The 22,502-nt window shown below is 66.9% G+C and carries 20 protein-coding genes and 1 pseudogene; 9 read left to right on the top strand and 12 right to left on the bottom strand.

Going from position 1 to position 22,502, the window contains the following annotated elements:
* Positions 1–93: 93 nt before the first annotated feature.
* Genes ACW4E8_RS01105 through glnT form a run of 4 tightly spaced genes read right to left on the bottom strand, consistent with a single transcriptional unit; the run spans position 94 to position 4,449 of the window.
* Positions 94–1,449, bottom strand: a complete 1,356-nt coding sequence (locus ACW4E8_RS01105; RefSeq protein ID WP_456802828.1) for an FMN-binding glutamate synthase family protein — start codon at positions 1,447–1,449, stop codon at positions 94–96.
* A gap of 1 nt (position 1,450) precedes the next feature.
* The gene (locus ACW4E8_RS01100; RefSeq protein WP_456802827.1) at positions 1,451–2,143 is read right to left on the bottom strand and encodes a GltB/FmdC/FwdC-like GXGXG domain-containing protein; all 693 of its coding nucleotides are present in this window, start codon (positions 2,141–2,143) and stop codon (positions 1,451–1,453) included.
* A complete protein-coding gene (locus ACW4E8_RS01095; RefSeq protein WP_456802826.1) occupies positions 2,131–3,039 on the bottom strand; it encodes an amidophosphoribosyltransferase in 909 nt (302 codons plus the stop codon). Before ACW4E8_RS01095 ends, ACW4E8_RS01100 begins: the two co-directional genes overlap by 13 nt.
* 15 nt (positions 3,040–3,054) lie before the next feature.
* Positions 3,055–4,449, bottom strand: coding sequence for a type III glutamate--ammonia ligase (gene glnT, locus ACW4E8_RS01090; RefSeq protein WP_456802825.1), 1,395 nt, complete (start codon positions 4,447–4,449; stop codon positions 3,055–3,057).
* A 153-nt stretch (positions 4,450–4,602) separates the two neighbouring features.
* Between glnT and ACW4E8_RS01085 the strand changes: the two genes are divergently transcribed.
* The gene (locus tag ACW4E8_RS01085) at positions 4,603–5,217 is read left to right on the top strand and encodes a helix-turn-helix domain-containing protein (RefSeq protein WP_051591631.1); all 615 of its coding nucleotides are present in this window, start codon (positions 4,603–4,605) and stop codon (positions 5,215–5,217) included.
* Between the two features lie 43 nt (positions 5,218–5,260).
* Here ACW4E8_RS01085 and ACW4E8_RS01080 read toward each other — a convergent pair whose 3' ends face one another.
* Positions 5,261–6,445 carry an NAD(P)/FAD-dependent oxidoreductase gene (locus tag ACW4E8_RS01080; RefSeq protein WP_456802824.1) on the bottom strand — a complete coding sequence of 395 codons (1,185 nt, stop codon included), beginning with the start codon at positions 6,443–6,445 and terminating at the stop codon, positions 5,261–5,263.
* A gap of 144 nt (positions 6,446–6,589) precedes the next feature.
* On the opposite strand from ACW4E8_RS01080, the gene ACW4E8_RS01075 reads away from it, so the two are divergent.
* A complete protein-coding gene (locus ACW4E8_RS01075; protein WP_456802823.1) occupies positions 6,590–7,636 on the top strand; it encodes a LysR family transcriptional regulator in 1,047 nt (348 codons plus the stop codon).
* On the opposite strand, the gene ACW4E8_RS01070 is transcribed toward ACW4E8_RS01075, so the two are convergent.
* On the bottom strand, positions 7,626–8,999 hold the full coding sequence (locus ACW4E8_RS01070) for a heavy metal sensor histidine kinase (RefSeq protein ID WP_456802822.1): 1,374 nt from the start codon (positions 8,997–8,999) through the stop codon (positions 7,626–7,628). The two genes, ACW4E8_RS01075 and ACW4E8_RS01070, sit on opposite strands and share 11 nt — an antisense overlap.
* An 89-nt stretch (positions 9,000–9,088) precedes the next feature.
* On the opposite strand from ACW4E8_RS01070, the pseudogene ACW4E8_RS01065 reads away from it, so the two are divergent.
* Positions 9,089–10,137: pseudogene (locus ACW4E8_RS01065) on the top strand (RNA-guided endonuclease InsQ/TnpB family protein).
* Positions 10,138–10,150: 13 nt separating this feature from the next.
* Here ACW4E8_RS01065 and ACW4E8_RS01060 read toward each other — a convergent pair.
* On the bottom strand, positions 10,151–10,846 hold the full coding sequence (locus tag ACW4E8_RS01060; RefSeq protein WP_456802821.1) for a heavy metal response regulator transcription factor: 696 nt from the start codon (positions 10,844–10,846) through the stop codon (positions 10,151–10,153).
* A 165-nt stretch (positions 10,847–11,011) separates the two neighbouring features.
* Here ACW4E8_RS01060 and ACW4E8_RS01055 point away from each other — a divergent pair, with 165 nt between their 5' ends.
* Genes ACW4E8_RS01055 through copD form a run of 4 tightly spaced genes read left to right on the top strand, consistent with a single transcriptional unit; the run spans position 11,012 to position 15,236 of the window.
* On the top strand, positions 11,012–12,856 hold the full coding sequence (locus ACW4E8_RS01055) for a copper resistance system multicopper oxidase (RefSeq protein ID WP_456802820.1): 1,845 nt from the start codon (positions 11,012–11,014) through the stop codon (positions 12,854–12,856).
* Positions 12,857–12,882: 26 nt separating this feature from the next.
* Positions 12,883–13,881: a copper resistance protein B gene (locus ACW4E8_RS01050; protein WP_456802819.1), complete on the top strand. Its 999-nt coding sequence runs from the start codon at positions 12,883–12,885 to the stop codon at positions 13,879–13,881.
* Between the two features lie 35 nt (positions 13,882–13,916).
* Positions 13,917–14,303: a copper homeostasis periplasmic binding protein CopC gene (gene copC, locus ACW4E8_RS01045; protein ID WP_456802818.1), complete on the top strand. Its 387-nt coding sequence runs from the start codon at positions 13,917–13,919 to the stop codon at positions 14,301–14,303.
* Complete coding sequence (gene copD, locus ACW4E8_RS01040) at positions 14,304–15,236, top strand: copper homeostasis membrane protein CopD (protein WP_456802817.1); 933 nt, start codon at positions 14,304–14,306, stop codon at positions 15,234–15,236.
* 11 nt (positions 15,237–15,247) lie between these two features.
* Here copD and ACW4E8_RS01035 read toward each other — a convergent pair whose 3' ends face one another.
* The 3 genes from ACW4E8_RS01035 to ACW4E8_RS01025 form a co-directional block, all read right to left on the bottom strand.
* Entirely contained in the window at positions 15,248–15,760 is a 513-nt protein-coding gene (locus ACW4E8_RS01035; RefSeq protein WP_456802816.1) for a DUF6644 family protein, read from the bottom strand.
* A 15-nt stretch (positions 15,761–15,775) separates the two neighbouring features.
* Positions 15,776–16,147, bottom strand: a complete 372-nt coding sequence (locus tag ACW4E8_RS01030; protein WP_456802815.1) for a DUF6152 family protein — start codon at positions 16,145–16,147, stop codon at positions 15,776–15,778.
* Positions 16,148–16,208: 61 nt separating this feature from the next.
* Positions 16,209–17,537, bottom strand: a complete 1,329-nt coding sequence (locus ACW4E8_RS01025) for a tetratricopeptide repeat protein (protein ID WP_456802814.1) — start codon at positions 17,535–17,537, stop codon at positions 16,209–16,211.
* A gap of 217 nt (positions 17,538–17,754) precedes the next feature.
* Between ACW4E8_RS01025 and ACW4E8_RS01020 the strand changes: the two genes are divergently transcribed.
* Positions 17,755–18,189, top strand: coding sequence for an FKBP-type peptidyl-prolyl cis-trans isomerase (locus tag ACW4E8_RS01020; protein ID WP_456802813.1), 435 nt, complete (start codon positions 17,755–17,757; stop codon positions 18,187–18,189).
* A 7-nt stretch (positions 18,190–18,196) separates the two neighbouring features.
* On the opposite strand, the gene ACW4E8_RS01015 is transcribed toward ACW4E8_RS01020, so the two are convergent.
* Together ACW4E8_RS01015 and hpnN are read right to left on the bottom strand one after the other, a co-directional pair.
* The gene (locus ACW4E8_RS01015) at positions 18,197–18,991 is read right to left on the bottom strand and encodes an MlaA family lipoprotein (RefSeq protein ID WP_456802812.1); all 795 of its coding nucleotides are present in this window, start codon (positions 18,989–18,991) and stop codon (positions 18,197–18,199) included.
* A gap of 40 nt (positions 18,992–19,031) precedes the next feature.
* The gene (gene hpnN / locus ACW4E8_RS01010) at positions 19,032–21,668 is read right to left on the bottom strand and encodes a hopanoid transporter HpnN (RefSeq protein WP_456802811.1); all 2,637 of its coding nucleotides are present in this window, start codon (positions 21,666–21,668) and stop codon (positions 19,032–19,034) included.
* Between the two features lie 172 nt (positions 21,669–21,840).
* On the opposite strand from hpnN, the gene ACW4E8_RS01005 reads away from it, so the two are divergent.
* The gene (locus tag ACW4E8_RS01005) at positions 21,841–22,485 is read left to right on the top strand and encodes an MlaC/ttg2D family ABC transporter substrate-binding protein (RefSeq protein ID WP_456802810.1); all 645 of its coding nucleotides are present in this window, start codon (positions 21,841–21,843) and stop codon (positions 22,483–22,485) included.
* Positions 22,486–22,502: the final 17 nt, after the last annotated feature.

Below are 22,502 nucleotides of genomic sequence, written 5' to 3'. Positions count from 1 at the left end.
GCCGCTGGAGCCGCATCCGGTGGTCTTCGCGCCCACGCCAGCTCCCCCAATGGCCGTAACTGGCGTGGGCGGCTTTTTTTGGCGCCCCTAAACTCAGTATCCACCTTGCCCTGGCACCCAGGCGGTGCCGGCAAGCGGCACCTGTGTCATCGCTGCCGCCTCAACGGTCAGCGCAACGAGGTCTTCGGGCTCCAGGTTATGCAGGTGCGACTTGCCGCAGGCACGCGCGATGATCTGTGCCTCCATCGTCATGACCGACAAGTAGTTTGCCAGGCGCCGCCCGGCCTGTACCGGATCCAGGCGAGCAGCCAGTTCCGGATCCTGTGTCGTAATGCCTGCGGGATCCTTGCCTTCATGCCAGTCGTCGTAAGCCCCCGGAACGGTCCCGAGCTTGTGATACTCGCTGGCATGGCGCGGATCGTTGTCTCCCAGGGCGACCAATGCAGCCGTGCCGATGGCAACAGCATCTGCCCCAAGAGCGAGGGCCTTGGCGACGTCTGCGCCGTTGCGAATGCCGCCCGAGACAATCAGCTGGACCTTGCGATGCATGCCCAGGTCCTGAAGCGCCTTCACCGCGGGCCGGATGGCCGCAAGGATGGGGATGCCCACATGTTCGATGAACACCTCCTGCGTCGCGGCCGTGCCACCCTGCATGCCATCGAGCACCACCACATCGGCGCCAGCTTTTACGGCCAGGGCCACGTCATAGTAGGGGCGGGTGGCGCCAACCTTGACGTAGATGGGCTTTTCCCAGTCGGTAATTTCCCGCAGTTCAAGGATCTTGATCTCGAGGTCGTCGGGGCCGGTCCAGTCCGGATGCCGGCACGCCGAGCGTTGATCGATGCCTTCGGGAAGGCATCGCATCTTCGCCACGCGCGGGCTGATCTTCTGTCCCAGCAGCATGCCGCCGCCGCCGGGTTTCGCGCCCTGTCCGATGACCACTTCGATGGCGTCAGCCTTGCGCAGGTCATCGGGGTTCATGCCGTAGCGTGAGGGCAGGTACTGGTACACCAGCGTCTGCGACTGGCCGCGCTCCTCCGGAGTCATGCCACCGTCGCCCGTCGTCGTGCTCGTGCCGGCGATGGTGGCACCGCGTCCGAGTGCTTCCTTGGCCTGGGCGGACAGCGCGCCGAAGCTCATGCCGGCAATGGTGACCGGCGTCTTCAGGTGAATCGGCTTCCTGGCGTAGCGCGTTCCGAGTACGACGTCGGTTCCGCACTTCTCCCGATAGCCTTCCAGCGGATAGCGGCTGACCGAGGCACCCAGGAACAGCAGGTCATCGAAATGCGGCAGCTTGCGCTTGGTGCCGCCGCCGCGGATATCGTAGATGCCGGTGGCCGCGGCGCGACGGATTTCGGCCAGGGTGGCCGGGTCGAACGTCGCGGAATAGCGCGGGGGAGTCTGGGTGGAGCTCAATGCCAGCTCCTGCAGTTGGGTCGGGGCATTCACTTCAGTAGGCTCCTGCGTTATCGACATGGAAGTTGTAGAGCGTGCGGGCCGAGCCATAGAGCTTGAACGACGACGGGTCGACATCCACATGGCCGGCGCGGTGGAGCAGGTCGGCCAGCACCTCGCGTTCGCGCGGGCCCATGGCCTTCTCCTCGCAATCGGCGCCCAGGCTCTTCACGTTGCCGCGCACGTAAATTGCGGCTTCGTAGAGCGAGTCGCCCAGCGCTTCGCCGGCGTCGCCGAGCACCACCAGGTTGCCTGCTTGTGCCATGAACGCCGAGAAGCTGCCGACGGAACCGCCGACGACGATATCGGCGCCCTTCAGGGAAATCGCGCAACGCAGGCCGGCATCTCCGTCGATCACCAGCAGCCCGCCGTGGGCGGTGGCACCTGCGGCGTTGGAAGCGAAGCCCTTGACGTGGACCTTGCCGCTCATCATGTTTTCGGCGACGCCCGTGCCGGCGCTGCCGTGGATCGTCACGGTGGCCCCTTGATTCATTCCAGCGGCGTAGTAGCCGGCATGGCCTTCGATGACCACGTCGACAGGCGCGTTCAATCCGGCGGCGATCGCGTGCGCGCCGTTCGGGTTGTCGATCTGCACGCGCAAGCCGCCTTGCGCAGGCACGTTCTTGTGCAGGTACTGGTTGACTTCGCGCAGCGGTGTGACCGCGAGGTCAAACTTCACGCTTTCCATACGTACATCTCCTCGGGTGCGGGTTCGAAAACATGGGCGTGCCTGACGCCGGGAAGGTGGGCCAGCGAGCGGAATTCCGACGCGATGGCGACGTAGTCGTCGGTTTCGGCCACCACGGCGGGCTTGCAGGCAAAGGGGTCGCGGATCAGTGCCAGTTCCGTGGGCGTTCCCATCAGGAAGGTGTAGAAACCATCCAGGACATCAAAGCCTGCCTGCAGCGCCTGCTCGAGCGTGTCGCCTTCGCGCAGCCGCCATTCCAGGAAACGCGTGGCCGCCTCGGTGTCGTTGTCGGTGTCGAAGTGGATGCCGTGGGGCGCCAGCATGCGCCGGATGCCGTTGGGGTTCGACAGGGAGCCGTTATGCACCAGGCAGAAGTCCTCGCCGGCGGTGAACGGGTGTGCGCGATCTGGCGTGACGGCAGACTCGGTGGCCATGCGGGTATGGCCGACGAGGTGGCTGCCCTGAAGGTCGGCGAACCGGTAACGGGCTGCCACTTCGGCCGGGGTGCCGATGTCCTTGTAGAGGTCGATACTGCGACCAGTGGAGAACACATGCAGTTTCGGGTCGTTCGCGGCGATCCAGTCCCTGACACGCTTGGGCTCGCCCCGGAAGGTCACGATGCCATGGTTTCCCTTTGCCTGCACCGTTGCGCTCACATCGAGTGCCGCATTCAATGCGTCGGCCAGGCGATTCCAGTCATAGCGCTCGCCGTCATCGGTGTATCCGGCATAGACGCTGATCTTCCGGTGGCGCTCTTCCACCGGCGCGGAGAACACCGCCAATCCCGCTGAATCCGGGCCGCGCTCGGTCATCCCGATCAGCATGGGTACCATCAGCTCGCCAAGCTTTTCCCGCAGCGAAGGTGTCTTGACTAACAATCCAACTATTCCGCACATAGCGTGATTCCCTTCTTAAAAGAATTCCAGGTACTGCTTCACTTCCCAGTCCGAGACATGCCGTTGATATTCGAACCACTCCATGCGCTTGAGCTTCAGGAACTCTTGCGCAACGGGTCCCAGTGCCTCGGTCATCAGCGCATCGGCTTCGAGGGCATCCAGCGCGCTGCCAAGGTTCTGGGGTAGCAGGCCGATGCCGGCTTCGGCCAGTTGCGCCTCACTCCATTCATAGAGATTGGTGTTGCGCGGGGCGCCGGGATCCAGCTTCCGGTCGATGCCGTCAAGCCCCGCCGCAATCACAGCCGCTGTGGCGAGGTACGGGTTGGCGGCGCCATCGGGCAGCCGGAGTTCCAGCCGGCCCTTGGGGATGCGGATCATGCTCGAGCGATTGTTGTCGCCATAGCTGATATACGCGGGCGCCCAGGTGGCGCCGGTGAGGGAACGGCCCACCACGAGCCGCTTGTAGGAATTGACGGTGGGCGCGCAGAGCGCCGTGAGCGCTGGCGCATGGGCCAGCAGGCCGCCAAGGAAGTGATAGGCCAACTGGGACAGGTCCAGCCCGCGCGGGTCGCTCTTGTCAGCAAACAGGTTGCGCTGGCCATCGCCGATCGACATGTGCATATGCATGCCGTTGCCAGGGCGGTTCGCAAAGGGCTTCGGCATGAACGAGCACACCAGGCCCAGCTCATTGGCGATTTCCGATGCCGCCATCTTGAAGAAGATGAAATGGTCGCAAGACGTCAGGCAGTCGGTGAAGGTGTAATTCAGCTCGAATTGCCCGTTGGCGTCTTCGTGGTCGATCTGGTAGACATCGATGCCCGCCGCGCGCAGGCCGTTGGACAGACGCTCCAGGAAAGTGCGCGTGCGCGACAGCCCCTTGTAGTCGTAACAAGGCTTGGCCAGCGTATCGCTCGGGTCGCACGGCGCGATGCCGCCTTTGTCGTCACGGCGCAGCAGGGAAAATTCGGGCTCGAGGCCGGTATAGAGCGTGTAGCCGCGTTGCGAGAGCCTGGCGACCTGTTGCTTCAGGACGACCCGGCTGTCGTACTTCCATGGCGCACCATCGACATGCCCTTCGCATACGATCCGGGCCAGGCCCGGCTGCCATGGCACGAGCCCAATGGTGTTGAGGTCCCCGCGAGCCATGAAGTCCGGGCCATGCGGCTCGATGCCAACGCCCCAGATGGCAAAGCCGGCAAAGCCTGCACCCTCCGACAGGACCGAACCAAGATGCGCCACGGGCACCGATTTGGCCTTGGCGACGCCGTGGATATCGACGAACTGTGCAAGGACGTAGCTGACGCCGCGCGCCAGCAGATAGTCCTGCGCTTCTTCGACGGTGTTGAGCCGCGGAGCTGGGGTCAGCGCCCCGGCTGGCGCGGCAAGATGCGCACTCAACTCTGACTTCATGGATCAGGCTCCTTACGACTTTAGAATGCGCCTCGCAGCGCCAGGCGCATGATTTGCTCCACTGGGAAGCAAATCTGCGATGATTCCTGTGGAGCAACAAGTGTGCCCATCAGGAATCTAGTTCCTGGTGCGTCAATGACTGAGAAACCCCACATGAAGACCCATGCCGAGCCCCCTTTTGAAGCCCACGTGCCCCACATTGAGGAATCGGTGGGCATGGTCATCCGCGAGCTGCGACTGCGGGAAAGGCTGACGATTGCCCAGGTCGCGGAACAGGCAGGTCTGAGCCGCGGGATGCTGTCGAAGATCGAGACGGGCAGCACCATGGCCGGCATGGATACGCTTGCACGTATCGCCCGCGCGCTGGGTGTGCCAATGGCGGTGCTGTTCAGCAAGTACGATGGCGCGTCGGCCGCCGCGCAGCATGTCAGGCATGGAGCGGGGATGGAGGTGGTGCGACGCGGCACCAAGAGCGGCCATACCTATCATCTGCTGGCCTATGACCAGGGCCCTGTGAAAGCCTTTGAGCCGTTCCTGATCACGATCGAGGACGACACCGAGCGCTATCCGACCTTCCAGCACCCTGGCACCGAATTCCTGTACATGCTGGAGGGCGTGGTCGAGTATCGCTGCGGACAGCAAACCTATACGCTCGAACCCGGCGATTCCCTGACCTTCGCCGGCGAGATACCGCATGGCCCGGTAGGCCTGACCAGGTGCCCAATCAGGTTCCTGTCCATCACCATCTATCCGCGCCAAGGGGAGTGATGGTGCCCTGCGATCAGGATCGGCAGCACTGCAAAGGCGGGGCTCAGGACACCGCGCCGAGACCGTACTTGCCAGTCAGCAGCGCACCATTGCGGAAGCGCTCCAGCGAATAAGGGGCGATGTCAATCTCGGTCTCGATGCCCAGGGCTGCCTGGGCCAGCACGCGTCCGACCGCGGGAGCCAGCTTGAAGCCGTGGCCCGAGAAGCCGTAGCCCACCACGAGACCCGGTACATCGGGCAGATGCCCGAGCACAGGGTTCCAGTCGGGCGTCACGTCGTAGACGCCCGTCCAGGACGAAGCAATCCCGGCGTCCGCATAGGTGGGGAAGCGCTCGGCGACTTGCGCGCCGACTTCCACCATGTAATCCATGCTGATGTCGCCTTGCTCGTTGTCCGGCGACGACAGCGTCTCGCCGACGGTGCCCTCGCTGACCAGCATCTGCCTGCCGCCGTAACTGCGGCAATACAGCATGCCGGGCGAGCCGAGGTCCTTGTACACCGGCATCTGGAACGTATAGGGCGATGCAGCATCCAGTGCCAGGACGGCATGGCGCTCGGGAACGACCGGGCTGGCGATGCCGGTCCAGCGCTCGATTTCGGTCGCCCAGATATTCTGTGTGCTGATGACGGTGCCGGCGAGGAAAGTGCCTCGCGAGGTTTCAACGCCGGCGACTTTGCCGCCGTCGAGCAATAACCGTTCGACGCCGACGCCTTCGAGGATCCTGACCCCGAGGCGGCGCGCCGCCCGCGCAAAGCCGGTTGCGACCAGGTAAGCGTCGGCAAAGCCGGCTTCCGGCTCGTAGCCGATCAGCGCGGCGTCATCGAAGCGGGCAATCGGAAGCAGGCCTTGCGCTTCCTTTGCATCGAGCAAACGCACGTCGATCCCCTGTGCCTGCTGGGCCTCCAGCGAGGCACGCAGCGGGGCCAGCTTGGGGCCATCCGGCGCGGCGATCAGGTAGCCGCACTTGACCATGCCCGCAGAGGCCTCTTCATCGCCCAGGTAAGCGGGAAAGTCGTTGAACACCTGCCACGACGCTTGCGCCAGCCGGACGTTCTCAATGACCGAGTAGTGCGTCCGCAGAATGCCGCTGGATTGGGAGGTGGTTCCTGTACCGATCTGCATGCGGTCGAGAGCCAGTACGTTGGTGCAGCCCTGGCGGGCGAGATGACAGGCGACAGAACTGCCGATCACGCCGGCCCCGATAACGATCGCGTCGTAGCTTTGCATGGAGATTTCCTGGTAGGAACAGAACTGGATGCAAGCCTAGAAGCGACGGCAGCCGGGAGCCTTAGATGAAGAAATATTTATATAAAAATTTAAGATTTCTTAAGTTACAGTGTGCCGACACCGCTCACCATTGCACGCAAGCACATGGCCAAGTCCGCTCCCATGCCCTCCGCGATTTCCCCGACCCGGCGCCGCGAGCGCGTGCCCGACCTGCACGCACTCCAGGTTTTCATGGCCGTCTGCGAATCCGGTTCCATGGCATTGGCCGCACAACGGCTCGGCGTTAGTCAAAGCGCGGTCAGCCAGATGATCCGCTCACTCGAGGTCGAGTACGGGATCCAGCTCTTCGACAGGGAAGTTCGGCCTGCCAGGCCCACGCGCGCAGGGAACATCCTGCTGGAGATGGCGGACCGCCTGCTGGCCGACGCCAGGCATGTGGATGAGGAGCTGCGCAAGCGCGTGCGGCTGGAGCACGCCCAGATACGGTTCGGTTGTGTGGACTCCTTTGCAGCGACGTTGGGGCCGGCGTTGATTCGCGGCCTGTCAGGGTCTGCCAGGCAAATGCAGCTATGGTCTGGCTTGACCCCGGGCCTGAATGCCCAGCTGCTGGGCCGAGAGCTGGACCTGGCGATTTGTACCGAAGTGCCGGTAGCCGACGCACGCATTTTCCAGCGACTTCTGTTTTCCGAAAGCTGGGTGGCGGTATTTCCCAAAGGCAGCCACGTATTGCCGTTGTCCGAGGCGCGAGACCTCGCTGACCGTGTCGGCGACCTGCCGCTGATCCGGTATACGCAGCGCTCGGTCATCGGCCAGCAAGTCGAGCGATACCTGCGCCACATCGGCGTGGAAGCGGCACGTCGGTTCGAGTTCGATGCGACGGACCCGCTGCTGAGCCTGGTGGCTGCGGGACTCGGATGGGCCGTCAGCACGCCCCTTTGCCTCTGGCAATCGCGGGTGTGGCTGGATCAGGTCGACCTGGTGCCGATCCCGCCATCCCGGCTGGGCCAGCGCGATTTTTACCTGCTCTACCGAATGGCGGAATGGTCCGGCCTCGCCGAAGACATTGCCCGGATCACGCGGACCGTGCTCACGCGGGAGCTTGTCCCCGCGATACGCGCCATGCTGCCTGGGTTACCGGCGGATGCGATCACCGCTGGCACGGCTGAATCTCCCTCACTCCCTATCCCCTGAACGTCAAGACAAAGCGCGTCCTCCCCTCCACCGACTCCACCCCAATCCCCCCGCCATGCGCAGCCACAATCGCCTGCGTGATCGCCAGCCCCAGCCCCGCACCATCGGACTCTGGCCGCGCCCGCGACTTGTCCGCACGGAAGAACCGGTCAAACAGCGAGGGCAGCAACTCAGGCCGGATAGTCTCGCCTTCGTTCTCGACGACCACGGTCACCCCTTCGGCAGAGGGCAAAATCTCCACCACAATGCCCTTGCCCGCAGGCGTATGCCGCAGCGCGTTCGACAGCAGGTTGCTCAACGCCCGCCGCAGCATCAGCCGGTCGCCGGTGATGCGGCCACTGCCGCGCAGTGCCAGGCGCACACCCTTGTGCTCAGCCAACGCATCGTAGAAATCGAACAGCGCAGCGACTTCATCAGCCACCTCGATCGGCTCGGCGTTCGGCAGGGTGATGCCGTGCTCCATCTTCGCCAGGTAGAGCATGTCCGACACCATGCGCGACAGCCGCTGCAGCTCTTCCACGTTGGACGCCAGTACGTCGCGGTACTTGTCCGCATCGCGCGGCTGCGACAGCACCACCTGGGTTTGCGTCATCAGGTTGGTGATCGGCGTGCGCAACTCATGCGCCAGGTCCGATGAGAATTCCGACAGGCGCGCGAAATCGCGCTGCAGGCGCTCCAGCATGGCGTTGAGCGTCGCGGCCAGGTCGGCCATTTCCACCGGCACGGCATCGACCGGCATGCGCTCGTCCAGCTTGTGCGCAGTGACGGTGCGCGCCCGCGAGGCCATGGTGCGCAGTGGCCAGAGTCCGCGGCGCGCGGCCCACCAGCCCAGCAGCCCGCTCGCCAGCGCGGCCAGCGCGGTGTAGAAGGCCAGCGACTGGCGGAAGGCGTGCATGAAGTGGGCATGCAGCGCCGTGTCCATGCCGACCACGACCTGCAGCGGACCCGGCTGCCCGGGCGGCACCTGCGCCAGCGCACGCATGCCGCGGTAGGTCTGGCCACCCTGTTCCCAGGTGAAGGCATGCCGTTGCGCCGGCAGTTGCGCGGCGGCGGCCAGGGCCATGCCGAAGTCGAAGTCCTGCGTGGCATACAGGCGCTTGCCGTCGGCGGCGCGCACTTCGGCGACGAAGCCGGCATGGTGTTCCAGCACCGGGCCCAGGCGTTGCGGCAGCGACGCCGCCGGGCCCTCGGCCGCGATCTTCTGGATCAGCCGCACGTTGTCGCCCAGCACGGCGTAGTCCTCGTCGGCGAAATGATTGTCGATCGCCAGCCAGATCAGCACGCCCAGCCCCAGCAGCACCGCGGCCGACGACAGCGAGAACAGGATGGTGAGCCGTGCCGTCAGCGACATCCGGACCTTCATCAGACTTGCTCCGAGGAACCTCGCCCTTCAGGGCGGGGTGTGAAAGGAGTGCCGCCGGCAGCAAGCACTTCCAATTTAGAATGACCGGCATGCTTCTGGTCTATCGCTACCGGGTGAAGTCGCTGAACGGCCTGCTCAATCAGCAGAGCCGCGCGGTGAACTACGTCTGGAACTTCTGCAACGACACGCAGAAGCACGCACTCAAGTGGGGCAAGAAATGGCCCACGGTTTCGATCTGAACGTGCTGACCACCGGCAGCAGCAAGGAACTGCGCATCCATTCCGGCACCGTCAACGCGGTTTGCGAGCAGTACGCCAAGTCGCGTAGCCAGCACCGCCGGCCGTACCTGCGCTATCGCGGTCGCAGGTCCCTCGGTTGGGTACCCCTCAAGGGGCGAGATCTCAAGCGTTCTGGCGATGCGTTCCGCTTTGCTGGCAATACGTTTCGCGTTTTCAGCTCCCGTCCCCTTCCCGAAGGCAAGATCAAGGACGGTACGAATTTCTCCCGCGACGCCCGGGGCAACTGGTTCCTGAATATCGTGATTGAAGTTGCCGACACTCCGGCCCGTGCCCCGCAACCTGGCATTGGCATCGATCTTGGCTTGAAGGACCTTGCCACACTCTCGACCGGCGAGAAGATCGAGAATCCGCGTCACCTTGGCCAACTCGAGCAAGCCCTTGCCAAGGCGCAGCGTGCGCGCAAGAAACGACAGGCCACGAACCTCCACGCGCGCATCGCCAATGCGAGGCGCGACTTCCTGCACAAGCTCTCGCATCGCATCGTGCGGGACTTCGACTACATCGCGGTGGGTAATGTGAATGCCGCCGGCCTCGCCAGGACCAGCATGGCGAAGTCCGTCCTCGATGCGGGCTGGTCGTCCTTCCGAACAATGCTCGCGTACAAGGCGATTGCGCATGGCGCGTGGTACGAGGAAGTCGACGAACGTTTCACCACCCAGGTCTGCTCTTCGTGCGACGCGATGCCGCCGGAGAGGCCGAAAGGTATCGCAGACCTCGGAATAAGGCAGTGGGTATGCAGTGAATGCGGTGCTGTACATGATCGCGATGTGAACGCTGCGCTAAATATTCTTGCCCGATCGGGACATCGATCGCCTGCAGAGGGAATCTCCTCCCTTTAGGGAGGGGAGGATGTCAATCAGCGTCCTCCGCTGCCTCGGGGGCTTCCAGCACATAGCCCATGCCGCGCACGGTCTGGATCAGCTTGGGCTCGAACTCATCGTCGATCTTCGCGCGCAGGCGCCGGATGGCGACGTCGATGACATTGCTGTCGCTGTCGAAGTTCATGTCCCACACCTGCGAGGCGATCAGCGAGCGCGGCAGCACTTCGCCGCGGCGGCGCGCCAGCAGTTCCAGCAAGGCGAATTCCTTGCTGGTCAGCGTGATGCGGCGCCCGGCGCGCGTGGCCCGGCGGCGGCCCAGGTCCAGCACCAGGTCGGCCACCTGGATGCGGTCCAGCGCCATCTGCGCCGTGCCCCGGCGCAGCAGCGTGCGCACCCGCGCGAGCAACTCGGAAAAGGCGAAGGGCTTGACCAGGTAGTCGTCCGCACCCAGCTCCAGCCCCTTGACGCGGTCGGCCACGCTGTCGCGCGCGGTCAGGAACAGCACCGGCACGGCGATCTCCGCCGCGCGCAGCGCCTGCACGATGCGCCAGCCGTCGACGTCCGGCAGCATCACATCCAGGATGACCAGGTCATAGGGCTCGGTCATCGCCATATGCTGGCCGTCCAACCCGTTGGCCACCAGGTCGACGACAAAGCCCGCCTCGGTCAGCCCCTGGCGCAGGTATTCGCCGGTCTTGGACTCGTCCTCCACCACTAGCAGTTTCACAGCACTTTCCTTGATCGATCGGCCCTTTGGGCAGGGTCCGGCAACTCTACGCCGGCAACGCGGGCGCCAACATGACCGGAAGATTACCGGAATGTCATGTTCCAGTCAGACGTGCGTAGGGTGGCCTTCGCTACGCTTGGCATGCTTTCAACCAGGACTGATGACATGCGACGCCACCCCAGTACCGGCCTTGTGCTGCCCGATCTTCCCCGCCGCCGCTTCGTGCAAGGGCTGGTTGCCGGCGGCGTGGTGGCCAGCCTTGCCGGCGTTGGCGGCAGCGCGTGGGCGCAGCATGCGGGCCAGCGCGCCGGGCAGGCTGCCCCGGCCGGCTCCGGATCGGCGCCGGTCCTGCGCGGCACCGAGTTCGATCTGGTGATCGGCGAGTCGCTGGTCAACTTTACCGGCAAGCCGACCATTGCCACCACCATCAACGGCATGCTGCCCGGCCCGACGCTGCGCTGGCGCGAGGGCGACACGGTCACCATCCGCGTGACCAACCGCCTGCGCGAGGCCACCTCGATCCACTGGCACGGCATCATCCTGCCGTATGAGATGGACGGCGTGCCCGGCATCAGCTTTGCCGGCATTCCGCCCGGCGAGACCTTCACCTACCGCTTCAAGGTCGCGCAGACCGGCAGCTACTGGTACCACTCGCATTCCGGCTTCCAGGAAATGACCGGCGTGTACGGCGGCATCGTCATCGATCCGGCCTCTGGGCAGGAAACCGTGCGGGTCGATCGCGACCACACCGTGCTGCTGTCGGACTGGACCGACGAAGACCCGATGCGGGTGCTGACCAAACTCAAGGTCCAGGGCGACTACTACAACTACAACCAGCCCACGGTGGTGGACTTCTTCCGCGATGTCTCGCGCGACGGGCTGAAGCAGGCGCTGGACAAGCGCAGCATGTGGAACCAGATGCGGATGAGCCCGACCGACCTGGCGGACCTGTCCAGCGCCACGCTGACGCACCTGGCCAACGGCGTCACGCCGGCCGGCAACTGGACCGGCCTGTTCCGGCGCGGCGAGACCGTGCGCCTGCGCTTTATCAACGGCTCGGGCAACACCTTCTACGACGTGCGCATCCCCGGGCTGAAGCTGCGGGTGGTGCAGGTCGATGGCCAGGATATCGAGCCGGTCACGGTCGACGAATTCCGCTTCGGCCCCGGCGAGACCTGCGATGCCATCGTCGAGCCGCGCGACGACGCCTACACCCTGTTCGCGCAGTCGATGGACCGTACCGGCTATGCGCGCGGCACGCTGGCGGTCAGGGAAGGGCTGGCGGCGCCGGTGCCCGCGCTCGACCAGGCCGTATGGCTGACCATGACCGACATGATGGGCGAGATGACGGGCCACGGTGGGCATGGCGGGCATGCCGGACACGGCGGCATGCAGCACGGTGCCATGCCGATGCAGGGCATGGACCACGCCGGCATGGACCACAGCCAGCACGCCATGGCCGCCGCCGATCCGCTCAAGGTCCCCAGCAAGACCGCCCGCCACGCCCGCACCGAATACGGTCCGGGCACCGACATGCGCGTCGACATGGCCCGCACCAACCTGGACGATCCCGGCATTGGCCTGCGCAACAACGGCAGGCGCGTGCTGACCCTGGCCGACCAGCACACCATCGGCGGCGCCATGGATGCGCGCGGCCCCGGGCGCGAGGTCGAGCTGCACCTGACCGGCAATATGGAGCGCTACACCTGGTCCTTCGACGGCGTCGAGTTCGGCAAGTCGACGCCGATCTACTTCCGGCACGGCGAACGGCTGCGCGTGATCCTGCACAACGACACCATGATGACCCACCCCATGCACCTGCACGGGATGTGGAGCGAGCTGGAAGCGCCGGACGGCAGCTTCCAGGCGCGGCGCCACACCATCCCCGTGCAGCCGGCGCAGCGCATCAGCTTCCTGGTCACTGCCGATGCGCTGGGACGCTGGGCCTGGCATTGCCACCTGATGCTGCATATGGATGCGGGCATGTTCCGTGAAGTGGTGGTGGCGTGATGGCTCAACCTGAATTCGCAATCTCCATGCACAGGCACACGAAGACGATACTGGCCGCGGCGCTGGCATTGACCGCAATCGGCGCAGCTCAGGCGCAGGATCCGCATGCCGGCCATGCGCACAAGCACGATGCCCCGGCCGCCATGCAGGGCATGGACCATGGCCAGATGCAGGGCATGGAGCAGGACGGGATCCAGACCATGGACGGTGGCGGCGCGCCGATGCCGGACATGCAGGGCATGGCCGCCCCTGCCATGGACCACGGCGACATGAAGATGCAGGGCGGCAGCGCGCCGCCCGACGCCCGCGATCCGCATGCCTATTCCGGCGGCTACCAGCTGGGCGTCGGCAAGTACGCGCTTGGCGACAAGCGCCAGCTGGTGATGGCCGACGAGCACCTGTTCGCCTCGGTGCTGGTCGACCGCCTGGAGTGGGCCCACGCCAGCGGCAGCAATGCCGCCGCCTACGAGGTGCAGGCATGGTTCGGCAACAGCTATGACAAGCTGGTGCTCAAGGCCGAGGGCGAAGCGTCGAAGGGCAAGCTGCACGAGGCCCGCACCGAGCTGCTGTGGGGCCACGCCGTGGCGAGCTACTGGGATACCCAGCTGGGCCTGCGCAACGATGCCGGCAGCGGGCGCCCGGCGCGCAACTGGCTGGCCTTCGGCGTGCAGGGGCTGGCGCCGTACTGGTTCGAGGTCGATGCCACTGCCTATGTCGGCACCAGCGGCCGCACCGCGCTGCGGCTGTCCGCCGAATACGAATTGCTGCTGACCCAGCGCCTGATCCTGCAACCACGCATCGAAGCCAACCTCTATGGCAAGAACGACCCGGAGGTGGGCATCGGCAGCGGCTTGTCCAACGGCACCGTAGGGCTGCGGCTGCGCTATGAGTTCAGCCGGCAGTTTGCGCCGTATATCGGCGTGGAGCGCTACCAGACCTTTGGCAATACCGCCGACATGATCCGGACCTCTGGCGGCAAGGCGGGCGAAACGCGTTTCGTCGCCGGTGTCCGCGTCTGGTTCTGACACGACAACTTCATCATCCCCAAGCGGAGACAACCATGCATGCCAATCGCCCCCTGATCCAGACCCTGCTTGCCGCAACCGCCGCGCTGGCCAGCAGCATCGCCTTCGCGCACCCGAAGCTGGTGTCGTCCACGCCGGCGGACAAGGCCGAGGTGGCGGCGCCGCAGAAGATCGAACTGCAGTTCTCCGAGACCCTGGTCACCCAGTTTTCCGGTGCCAGCCTGGTGATGACCGGCATGCCGGGCATGGCCAGTCATGCGCCGATGAAAATGGCCGCGAAAGTCTCCGGCAGCGACGACCCCAAGGCCATGGTGATCACGCCGGCGCAGCCGCTGCCGGCCGGCAGCTATCGGGTGGACTGGCGGGCGGTGTCGTCCGATACCCATCCCGTCAACGGCAATATCGCCTTCACGGTGAAGTGATTGCCGCAACCGGACTGGGTGGCCGCCGGGCTGCGCCTGGCGCTCTATGTCGACCTGGCCTTGCTGTTCGGGCTGCCGCTGTTCTGCACCTATGCGCTGCATCGGGGTGAACGGGCCTCACGCTTTGCCATGCGATGCCAGGCGCTTGCGCTGGGCTGTGCCGTAGCGGGCATCGTGCTCTCGCTGGGCGCCCTCGTCGTGATGGCCCGGGCGATGACGGGGGTGTCCGACTACGCTGCATTGCAGGGCCACGTCTTCGCGATGATCGTCACGGGAACGGATTTCGGCGTGGCCTGGTCGGTGCGCCTGGTGGCCTTGCTGCTCTGCGTGCTGGCCAGCGTGTCCTGGCGCAGGCGGCCGGGCGCGCGCTTCGCGGTGCTGGCCGGGTTCGGCGGGATTGCGCTGGCGACGCTGGCCTGGGGCGGCCACGGCGCGATGCATGAAGGCGCCATGCGCTATGTCCACCAGAGCGCCGACGTGGCACACCTGCTGGCCGCCGGCGCCTGGGTTGGCGCGTTGGCCGCGTTCTTGCTGCTGTCGCTGGCGCGGCCGCCATCGGACCAGGCGGCCGTGGCGCTGCTGAGCCGCACCTCGAACGGGTTCGCCCGCGTCGGCACCATCATTGTTGCCACGCTGCTGCTGACCGGCGTGCTCAACTACTGGTTCATCGTGGGCCCGGCGCTGCCGGATTTTGCGCCGATGTCCTATGGCGGGCTGCTGGCCGCCAAGCTCGCGCTGTTCGTGGCGATGCTTGGCCTGGCTGCCGCGAACCGCTTCCGCCTGAGCCCGCGGCTGGCGTTGGCGGTGCAGGCCGGGGAGCATCGGGTGGCGACGCTGGCGCTGCGGCGCAGCCTGCTGCTGGAGGCCTGCGCCGCAGCGCTGGTGATGGCCCTGGTGGCGATGCTGGGGATGCTGTCTCCGGCGCCGCTGTGAGGCCGGGGCAATCAGACATAGGCAATCAGGCGCCCGGCACAGATCACCAGCGACCACGTCACCATCGAGACAATGGCGCTGACCCGCGCGCCGGCTGGCGGCGCGACGCCGCTGTCCCAGCCCCGTTGCCCGGCATGCAGGCTGCGATATGGCCCGAGGTGGAACCACAGCACATTGGCCAGGGCCAGCGCGATCAGGCACAGCTTGGCCAGGAACGCGGGATTGGCGGCCAGCTCATCGGCATGGGCCAGGAACAGCAGCACGCCGCTGCCCGCGACCGCGACGAAGGCGCCGGCGGTGAAGGGCAGCGCATGGCGCAACAGCAGGCTCACCGGCAGCCGCCGGCCGAGTCCGGCCAGGCGCATGTCGACCACGAAGATGGAGCCGAACAGCAGGGCCATGCCAGCCAGGTGGACGATCTCCACTGCGGGATAGGCCCAGGCCGAACTGCGCAGGGCGATCGAGAACGGCAGCCGTGCCAGCGCGCCGGCCCATTCCGTCCATTGCGCGAACAGCACCGACATGCGGCGCGCACCGGCTCAGCGCAACTCGACGGTCTTGCCGTCCACGGTGATGCGCTCGGCGCGCAGCTCGTCGGCCTTGTCCTTGCTGGCGTAGCCGACCAGCGTGACCTCGCGCCCCACAGCGACCTTGTCGGCGGTGGCGCCGCGCGCCGCCATCCGCGACACAGGCGCCAGCACAGCCAGCCAGTGCTTGCCGCCGGCGTCAATGCGGATATGCGCGTGGGGGTTCTCGTAGTGGCTTTCGACGATCTTGCCGGTCAGCGTCAGCGGCCTGGTCTCGTCGTAGGTGGACCAGCCGTGATGGGCAATAGCCGGCACGGCGGCCAGCGCCAGCGCGGCGCTGGCAGCAAAGAGGGCGGGGCGGAACAAGGCGCGGATGCTGGGCATGGGGGGTCTCCGGTCAGGACAGGTGCAGTATAGGCGCCGATCCAGGCCGTGGCAGGGAGACTTATGCGCGGCACGAGTCGGCGCGCTGCACCAGCCGGTGCAGGCTAGGGCTCATGGGCTTGAGCGCGGCGCGTTCGGCCGTGAGCGCGATCGCCAGGTTGCTGCGGCCGCCGCGCAGCGCCGCCTCGAGCAGGGTCAGGCTGATGAAGTCGCGCTGCGCATGGCTGCCGCCGAAGCGGTGGGCGATCAGGCGCACCGGCATCAGCAGGTCGATGGCGGTGGTGTAATCGCCCTGGTCGAACGCGATCAGGGCATCGGCCACCGGCAGCCCCACATCGCGCGACATCATCGCGTTGGTGCCGTTGCCAAGGGCGGCGCGCTCCAGCGCGGCACGGACCTGGTCGGCGGCGGCGGGCCGGTGCGCGCCCAGGCTGGCCATCACGGCATGGACATCGTTGAAGGCGTAGTAGCCGGCCGCGCCGCGGCCCAGCCAGTCGTCCGCCACCGGCTGCCAGCGCCCGCCCACGTCCACGCCGCGCAGGTGCAGCCGCCACAGCAGCGCGGAGGCATCCACCAGGTCCAGCGCGATCGCCGGCGCGGGGCGCTTGATATAGCGGTCGTACAGCGCCAGCACCTCGTCGGTCCTGCCCTCTTCCAGCTGGAGCAATGCCAGGTGCCACCAGTTGTGCACGGCCAGCATATTGTCGTCGGACCAGTCGTCGCGGCGCCCGTCCAGCCAGGCGATGCCGTCGGCCAGCCGGCCCTGCATCTCCATCACGTGCGCCACCGCGTGCACGGCCCACGGGTCGCGCGGATTGAGCTCCAGCGCGCGCCGGCCGCTTTCCTCGGCGCGGCCGTAGAGCTGGGTTTCCTCCAGGCCGAAGGCATGCATGCCGAGCAGGTAGCCGTAGCCCGGCATGCCGGCATCCCAGTGCGGCAGCGCCTGCGCCACGCGGTCGCGCAGCATCGATGACTGCCCCAGCAGGAAGTCTTCGAGATGCGCGGTCTGGATCGCCAGCAGGTCGCGTGGATAGTCGATCACGATATCGCCGTAGAGCCGGACCGAGCGCTCGAACTCGCCGTCCAGCCAGGCGCGTGCCGCGGCGATATGTCGGCGCTCGCGGTCGTTGGCGCGGCCGTACAGGGCTTCGCCGGCTTCGACGCTCTGGCGCAGCATGGGCTCGGCCGTGCCATCGCCAGAGGTGACCATCAGCGCGGCGCGCAGCGCGTGGCCCATGGCGAAGTCGGGGTCGGCGGCCAGCGCCGTGTCGATGGCGGCGAGCGGATCGCCGTAATAGCCGTTCAGCAGTTGCAGGGCCGTCTCATACTGCTCGACCGAACGGGCGTTCTGGGTCGAGACCGCGAGGTCCCGTGAATCCGTCAGTGCCATGGCAATCTCCGTGCGCCCGCGGTAGCGGGGCTGTCACGAACCATCGTAGACGGCAAAACGCCCCGTGTAACGGGTGCGGCGGGGTGCGCCGCACCATGCCCACCGCAAGGCGCATGGCCGGGGTGCGTCGTGCGCTATATGCCGCTGCCGCCATATGGTTGCCATGTGTCGGTTAAACTGCCGCATCCCCAATCACGACCTCACGACCAGGCTTCCCATGAAAACACTTGCGCTTTTCCTCGGCACCCTGACCTTCGCCTGCGCCGCATCCGCAGCCGCCCCGGCTGCCTCGGCCCCGGCCGCGCCCGCGGCGGCGCCGCAGACGCTGGCGTCGGGCATGACCATCCAGCACCTGATCAAGGGCAATGGCGCCTCGCCCAAGGCCACCGACGCGGTGCAGGTCCACTACCGCGGCACGCTGGCCGACGGCACCGAGTTTGACAGCTCGTACAAGCGCGGCCAGCCGATCTCGTTCCCGCTCAACCGCGTGATCCCATGCTGGACCGAAGGGGTGCAGGCGATGCAGGTGGGCGGCAAGGCCAAGCTGACCTGCCCGCCGGGCACGGCCTACGGCGCGCGCGGCGTGCCGGGCACGATCCCGCCGAACGCCACCCTGACCTTCGAGGTGGTGCTGCTGGGGATCGGCGGCTAAGGCCGCATCAGCGCGGCGCCTGCGGCTGCGCGGGCGCAGGCGTGCCCGCCGGCGCGTCCGCGGCGGGCGCGGCGGCCGCGCCGCTGTCGTCGTCTTCGTCGTAGTCCGGCAGCGACGTGTTCTCTCCCAGCAGGTAGCGGCGCCGCTGCAGGTAGGCATCGCGCACAAAGGTGTACTTGTCCAGTGCCGCGAGCTTCAGCAGGTCGGTGGCGCCCAGCAGGTTGGTGCGCACGTCCACCACATTCATCCCGAACAGCGAATTGCGCACCGCCGGCTCGGCATAAGTGGTCGGGTCGAACCAGAAATTCACATACAGGCCCACGCCGTCGCGGAATGAGCTGGGGCCGAACAGCGGCAGCACCAGGTAGGGTCCCGACGGCACGCCCCACGTGCCCAGCGTCAGGCCGAAATCCTGTGAATGCTTCTGCAGCCCGGCGGGCGTGGCGATGTCGATCAGTCCGCCGATACCCAGCACGGAATTGATCGCGACCCGCATGAAGCTCTCCGCGGCCTCAACGCCCTTGCCTTGCAGCAGGTTGTTGGCAAAGTTGCCGATGTCCGCGATATTCGAATAGAAATTGGTGACCGCGGTGCGCACCGGCTCCGGCGTGACCGCCTTGTAGCCCTTGGCCACCGGCACGGCCACGTACTGGTCGAGCTTGTCGTTGACGGTGAAGACCGCGCGGTTCATCGGCTCGAGCGGATCGTCGGGATTGGCTTGCGGGCCGGTGGCGCAGCCGGCGAGCAGCGCGGCGGCAATGGCGGTGGTGGCAACGGATGTAGCGTGCTGGCGTAAAGGCATCGTACGAAGGGGATCGGGGTCGGCCGCGTCGGGTTTGTGATCATGACCGGGCGGCTTTGTCATGTTTGTGATGGGCGCCTTCGCGCGGGCGGCCCATCAGGATCGGCTGGAAGAACACCGCGCCGACCAGCGTGCACGCCAGCGCCAGCGCCAGCAGCTTGCCCATGCTGGCGGTGCCGGGATGCTGCGACAGCCACAGGCTGCCGAAAGCGGTGGCGGTGGTGGCCGCGCTGTACAGCACGGCGTGCGTCAGGCTGGACTGCAGCAGCTGGGTCTTGCCGTGCCGCCAGGCAATCACGTAGTAGATCTTGAACGCGACGCCGACACCCAGCAGCAGCGGCAGCGCGATCACGTTGGCAAAGTTCAGCGCAATGCCGAACAGCACGCACAACTCCAGCGTGACGATGGCCGAAACCAGCAGCGGTATCAGCGTGCGCAGCACGTCGCCGAAGCGGCGCAGCGTGATCCACAGCAGGATGGTGATCGACACCACCGCCCACACGCCTGCCTGGGTAAAGGCGGCCATGATGGTATCGGCCGATCCGCGGATCGCGATCGGCCCGCCGGTGGCGGTCGGCTCCACGCGCTGCACCGCGGTGATGAAGCGGTCCAGCGCGGCTTCGCGTTGCGCGCTGGCGGGCGGCGGCAGCTTCGGGCTGACGTTGACCAGCGCGCGCCCGTCCGGCGTGATCCAGTCGCGCACCAGTTCGGGCGGCAGCGTTTGCTGGCTGACGGGCTGCGGGCCCAGCGCCAGCTTCAGCCGTGCCAGCGCCAGCTGCAGCGGCACGGCGATGGCGCGCTCGGCTCGGTCGCGCGTGGCGGCGTCGGCGGTGGCCAGCTTCTTTAGCGCGGCGGACAGGTGCGCGGCTTCGGCCGCGCCCGGACCGGGATGCTCGTCGGCGGCGATGGCCAGCTGCCGCGCGGCATTGCGCAGCGCATTGACGCGCGCGCTGTCGGTGGCGGGCGTGGCGGCGGGCTGCGTCAGCGCCGGCATCAGCGCGGCCGAAGCTTGGCCGATGGCCTGCAGCCTGGGCGGCTGGTCGTCGGGGATAAAGGTCTGCAGCGTGACCGCGCGCGCCACCTCGGGCAGCGCCGCGAGCTTGCCGGCGAGATCGCGCGCAGCCGGCAGCGAAGGCGCCAGCACGCTGACATCGTCGGTGCCGGCCTGCGGCGCGTCCCTGAGCGCCAGCAGCGTGGCCATCGATTCGGACCTGGGGTCCTTCAGGTGCAGCGGGTCGAAGTCAAAGCGCAGGTGCGGCAGCAGCGGCGCGCCTGCCAGGATCGCGAGCAGGGTGACCAGCAGCACCGGCTTGCGATAGCGGTCGAAGAACCGGTCCGCGGGCGCCAGCCACGCGAAGCCCGGCGCCTCGGGCTCGCCGCCGGGCTTGAGCACGCAGATCAGCGCCGGCAGTAGCGTGAAGGTGGTGGCGAACGCCACCATCATGCCCACGCCCGCGATCAGCCCCAGCTCGGCCACACCGCGGTAGTCGGTGGGCAGGAAGCAGAAGAATGCCGCCGCCGTGGCCGCGGCGGCCAGGGCCAGCGGCGCGCCCACGCCGCGCGCGGACAGCCCCAGCGCTTCGACGATATGGTCGCGGTCATGGCGCTCGGCGCGGTAGCGCACGCCGAACTGGATGCCGAAGTCCACGCCCAGCCCGACGAACAGCACCGCAAACGCCACCGAGATCATGTTCAGCGCGCCAACCATGGCCAGCCCCAGCGCGGCGGTGATCAGCAGCCCGGCAAACAGGCTGGCCAGCACCGCCACGATCAGCCGCGCCGAGCGCAAGGCCAGCCACAGGATCAGGACCACCACCAGCACCGTCAGCACGCCGTTGAGCACGGCGCCGTCGCTGACCGAGGCGAATTCATCGTCGGCCAGCGCCTGCGGGCCGGTCAGGCGCACCGTGGCCTGGTAGCGCTGCGCCAGCTGCAGGTCGGCCGCTGCCTGCCGGATCGCGCGCGAGGCGGCGGCCCCGGCCTGCAGGTCGCTGTAGTCCAGCACCGGGCTGAGCGCGATGTAGCTGTAGACCTGGCCATCGGGCCCGGGCTTGAGGCTGTCGTCGAGCAGCCCTGCCCAGGACAGCGCGGCGGGCTTGCCGGCCAGCACCTGGTCCAGTGTCTGGGCACTGCTGCCCAGCAGCCTGGCCATGTCGCCCAGCTTTACCTGCCCCATCTGCAGCGGCAGCGTCAGCGTGGTGGTGAGGAGATCGGACAGGCCGCGCAGTGTCGGGTCATGTGCGAGCGCGTTGACCAGCGGACGCGCCTGCACAAGCTGCTGCGTGAGCTGGCGCACTTCATCCGTGCTGGCGAACAGCAATCCGTTGCGTGCGAAGAACGGGCCGCCGCCAGGCTGGCTGACCGCAGTGAAGCGTGCCGGCTGGCGGCGCAGCGCCTCGGCCAGCGCGTCGGCGGCGGCGTCGGCCAGCTCTGTGGCGGGCGCCTGCACCACCGCCAGGATCAACTGGTTGCGCTGGGGAAAGGCGTCGCCGATGGCCGCGTCGCGCACCGCCCAGGGGGCGTCGGATTCCAGCAGGCGGCCGATGTCGGTGTTGATCGCAAAGTTGCGGGCCACGTAGACGCCGCTGACGGCGGTCAGCAATGCCGCCAGGATGATGACGCGCCACGGCCAGGCGGTGGCAAGCCGGACAATGCGTGTCAGCAGCGAAGTCAGCATGGGCGGATCCGGAAGGAGCACGAACCGCGAGTATATCGGCTGGCAGCGTGGCGCATGCGGCATGCGCGGCCCGGGCATCCGCGATTCAGGCCGATCCGCTATAAACTGTCAGCCTCGGCGCCGGCGATGCAGCGGCGGCGCCGCTTCACGGTCCTTCCTGGTTTTCACATCCATGACGATTCACGCTTTGCTTCCCCTGGCGCCGCTTGCAGCGGTGGCCATGGTTTCCGTAGCGCACGCCCAGGCAGTCCAGCCCGGCGACCTGCGCGCCAGCCCCGAGCGGCTGGTGCAGGCCGCGGTGGAGGGCGTGATCGGCACCATCCAGTCCAATCCCGACACCCGTGCCGGCGACCTCGGCAAGATTACCGCGGTCGTGCAGAAGCAGTTCCTGCCTTACACGGATTTCCAGCGCACCACGCGGCTGGCGGCGGGCGGTGCCTGGCGCACCGCCACGCCGGAGCAGCAGCAACAGCTCCATGAGCAGTTCCAGATGCTGCTGGTGCGCAGCTATGCGGTGTCGCTGGCGCAGCTGCGCGAGCAGAACGTCAAGTTCCGCTACCAGCCGGTCAAGTCCGGCAGCGGCGCCACCGATGTGGTGGTGCAGACGCGCGTGATCAATAATGCCGACGAGATGCAGATCGACTACCGGCTGCAGCGCACAGCCAACGGCTGGAAGATCTACGACATCAATATGATGGGCGCGTGGCTGATCGAGGTGTACCGCAAGCAGTTTGCGGATATCGTCGCGCGCAGCGGGGTCGACGGGCTGGTGAAGTACCTGACCACCCACAACGCGCGCCAGGCCTCTGACGCCTGATCTGACGCCTGGGCGCC

It is taken from the genome of Cupriavidus sp. CP313 (assembly GCF_054072015.1).
This window is presented reverse-complemented; position numbering and strand designations above follow the sequence as displayed.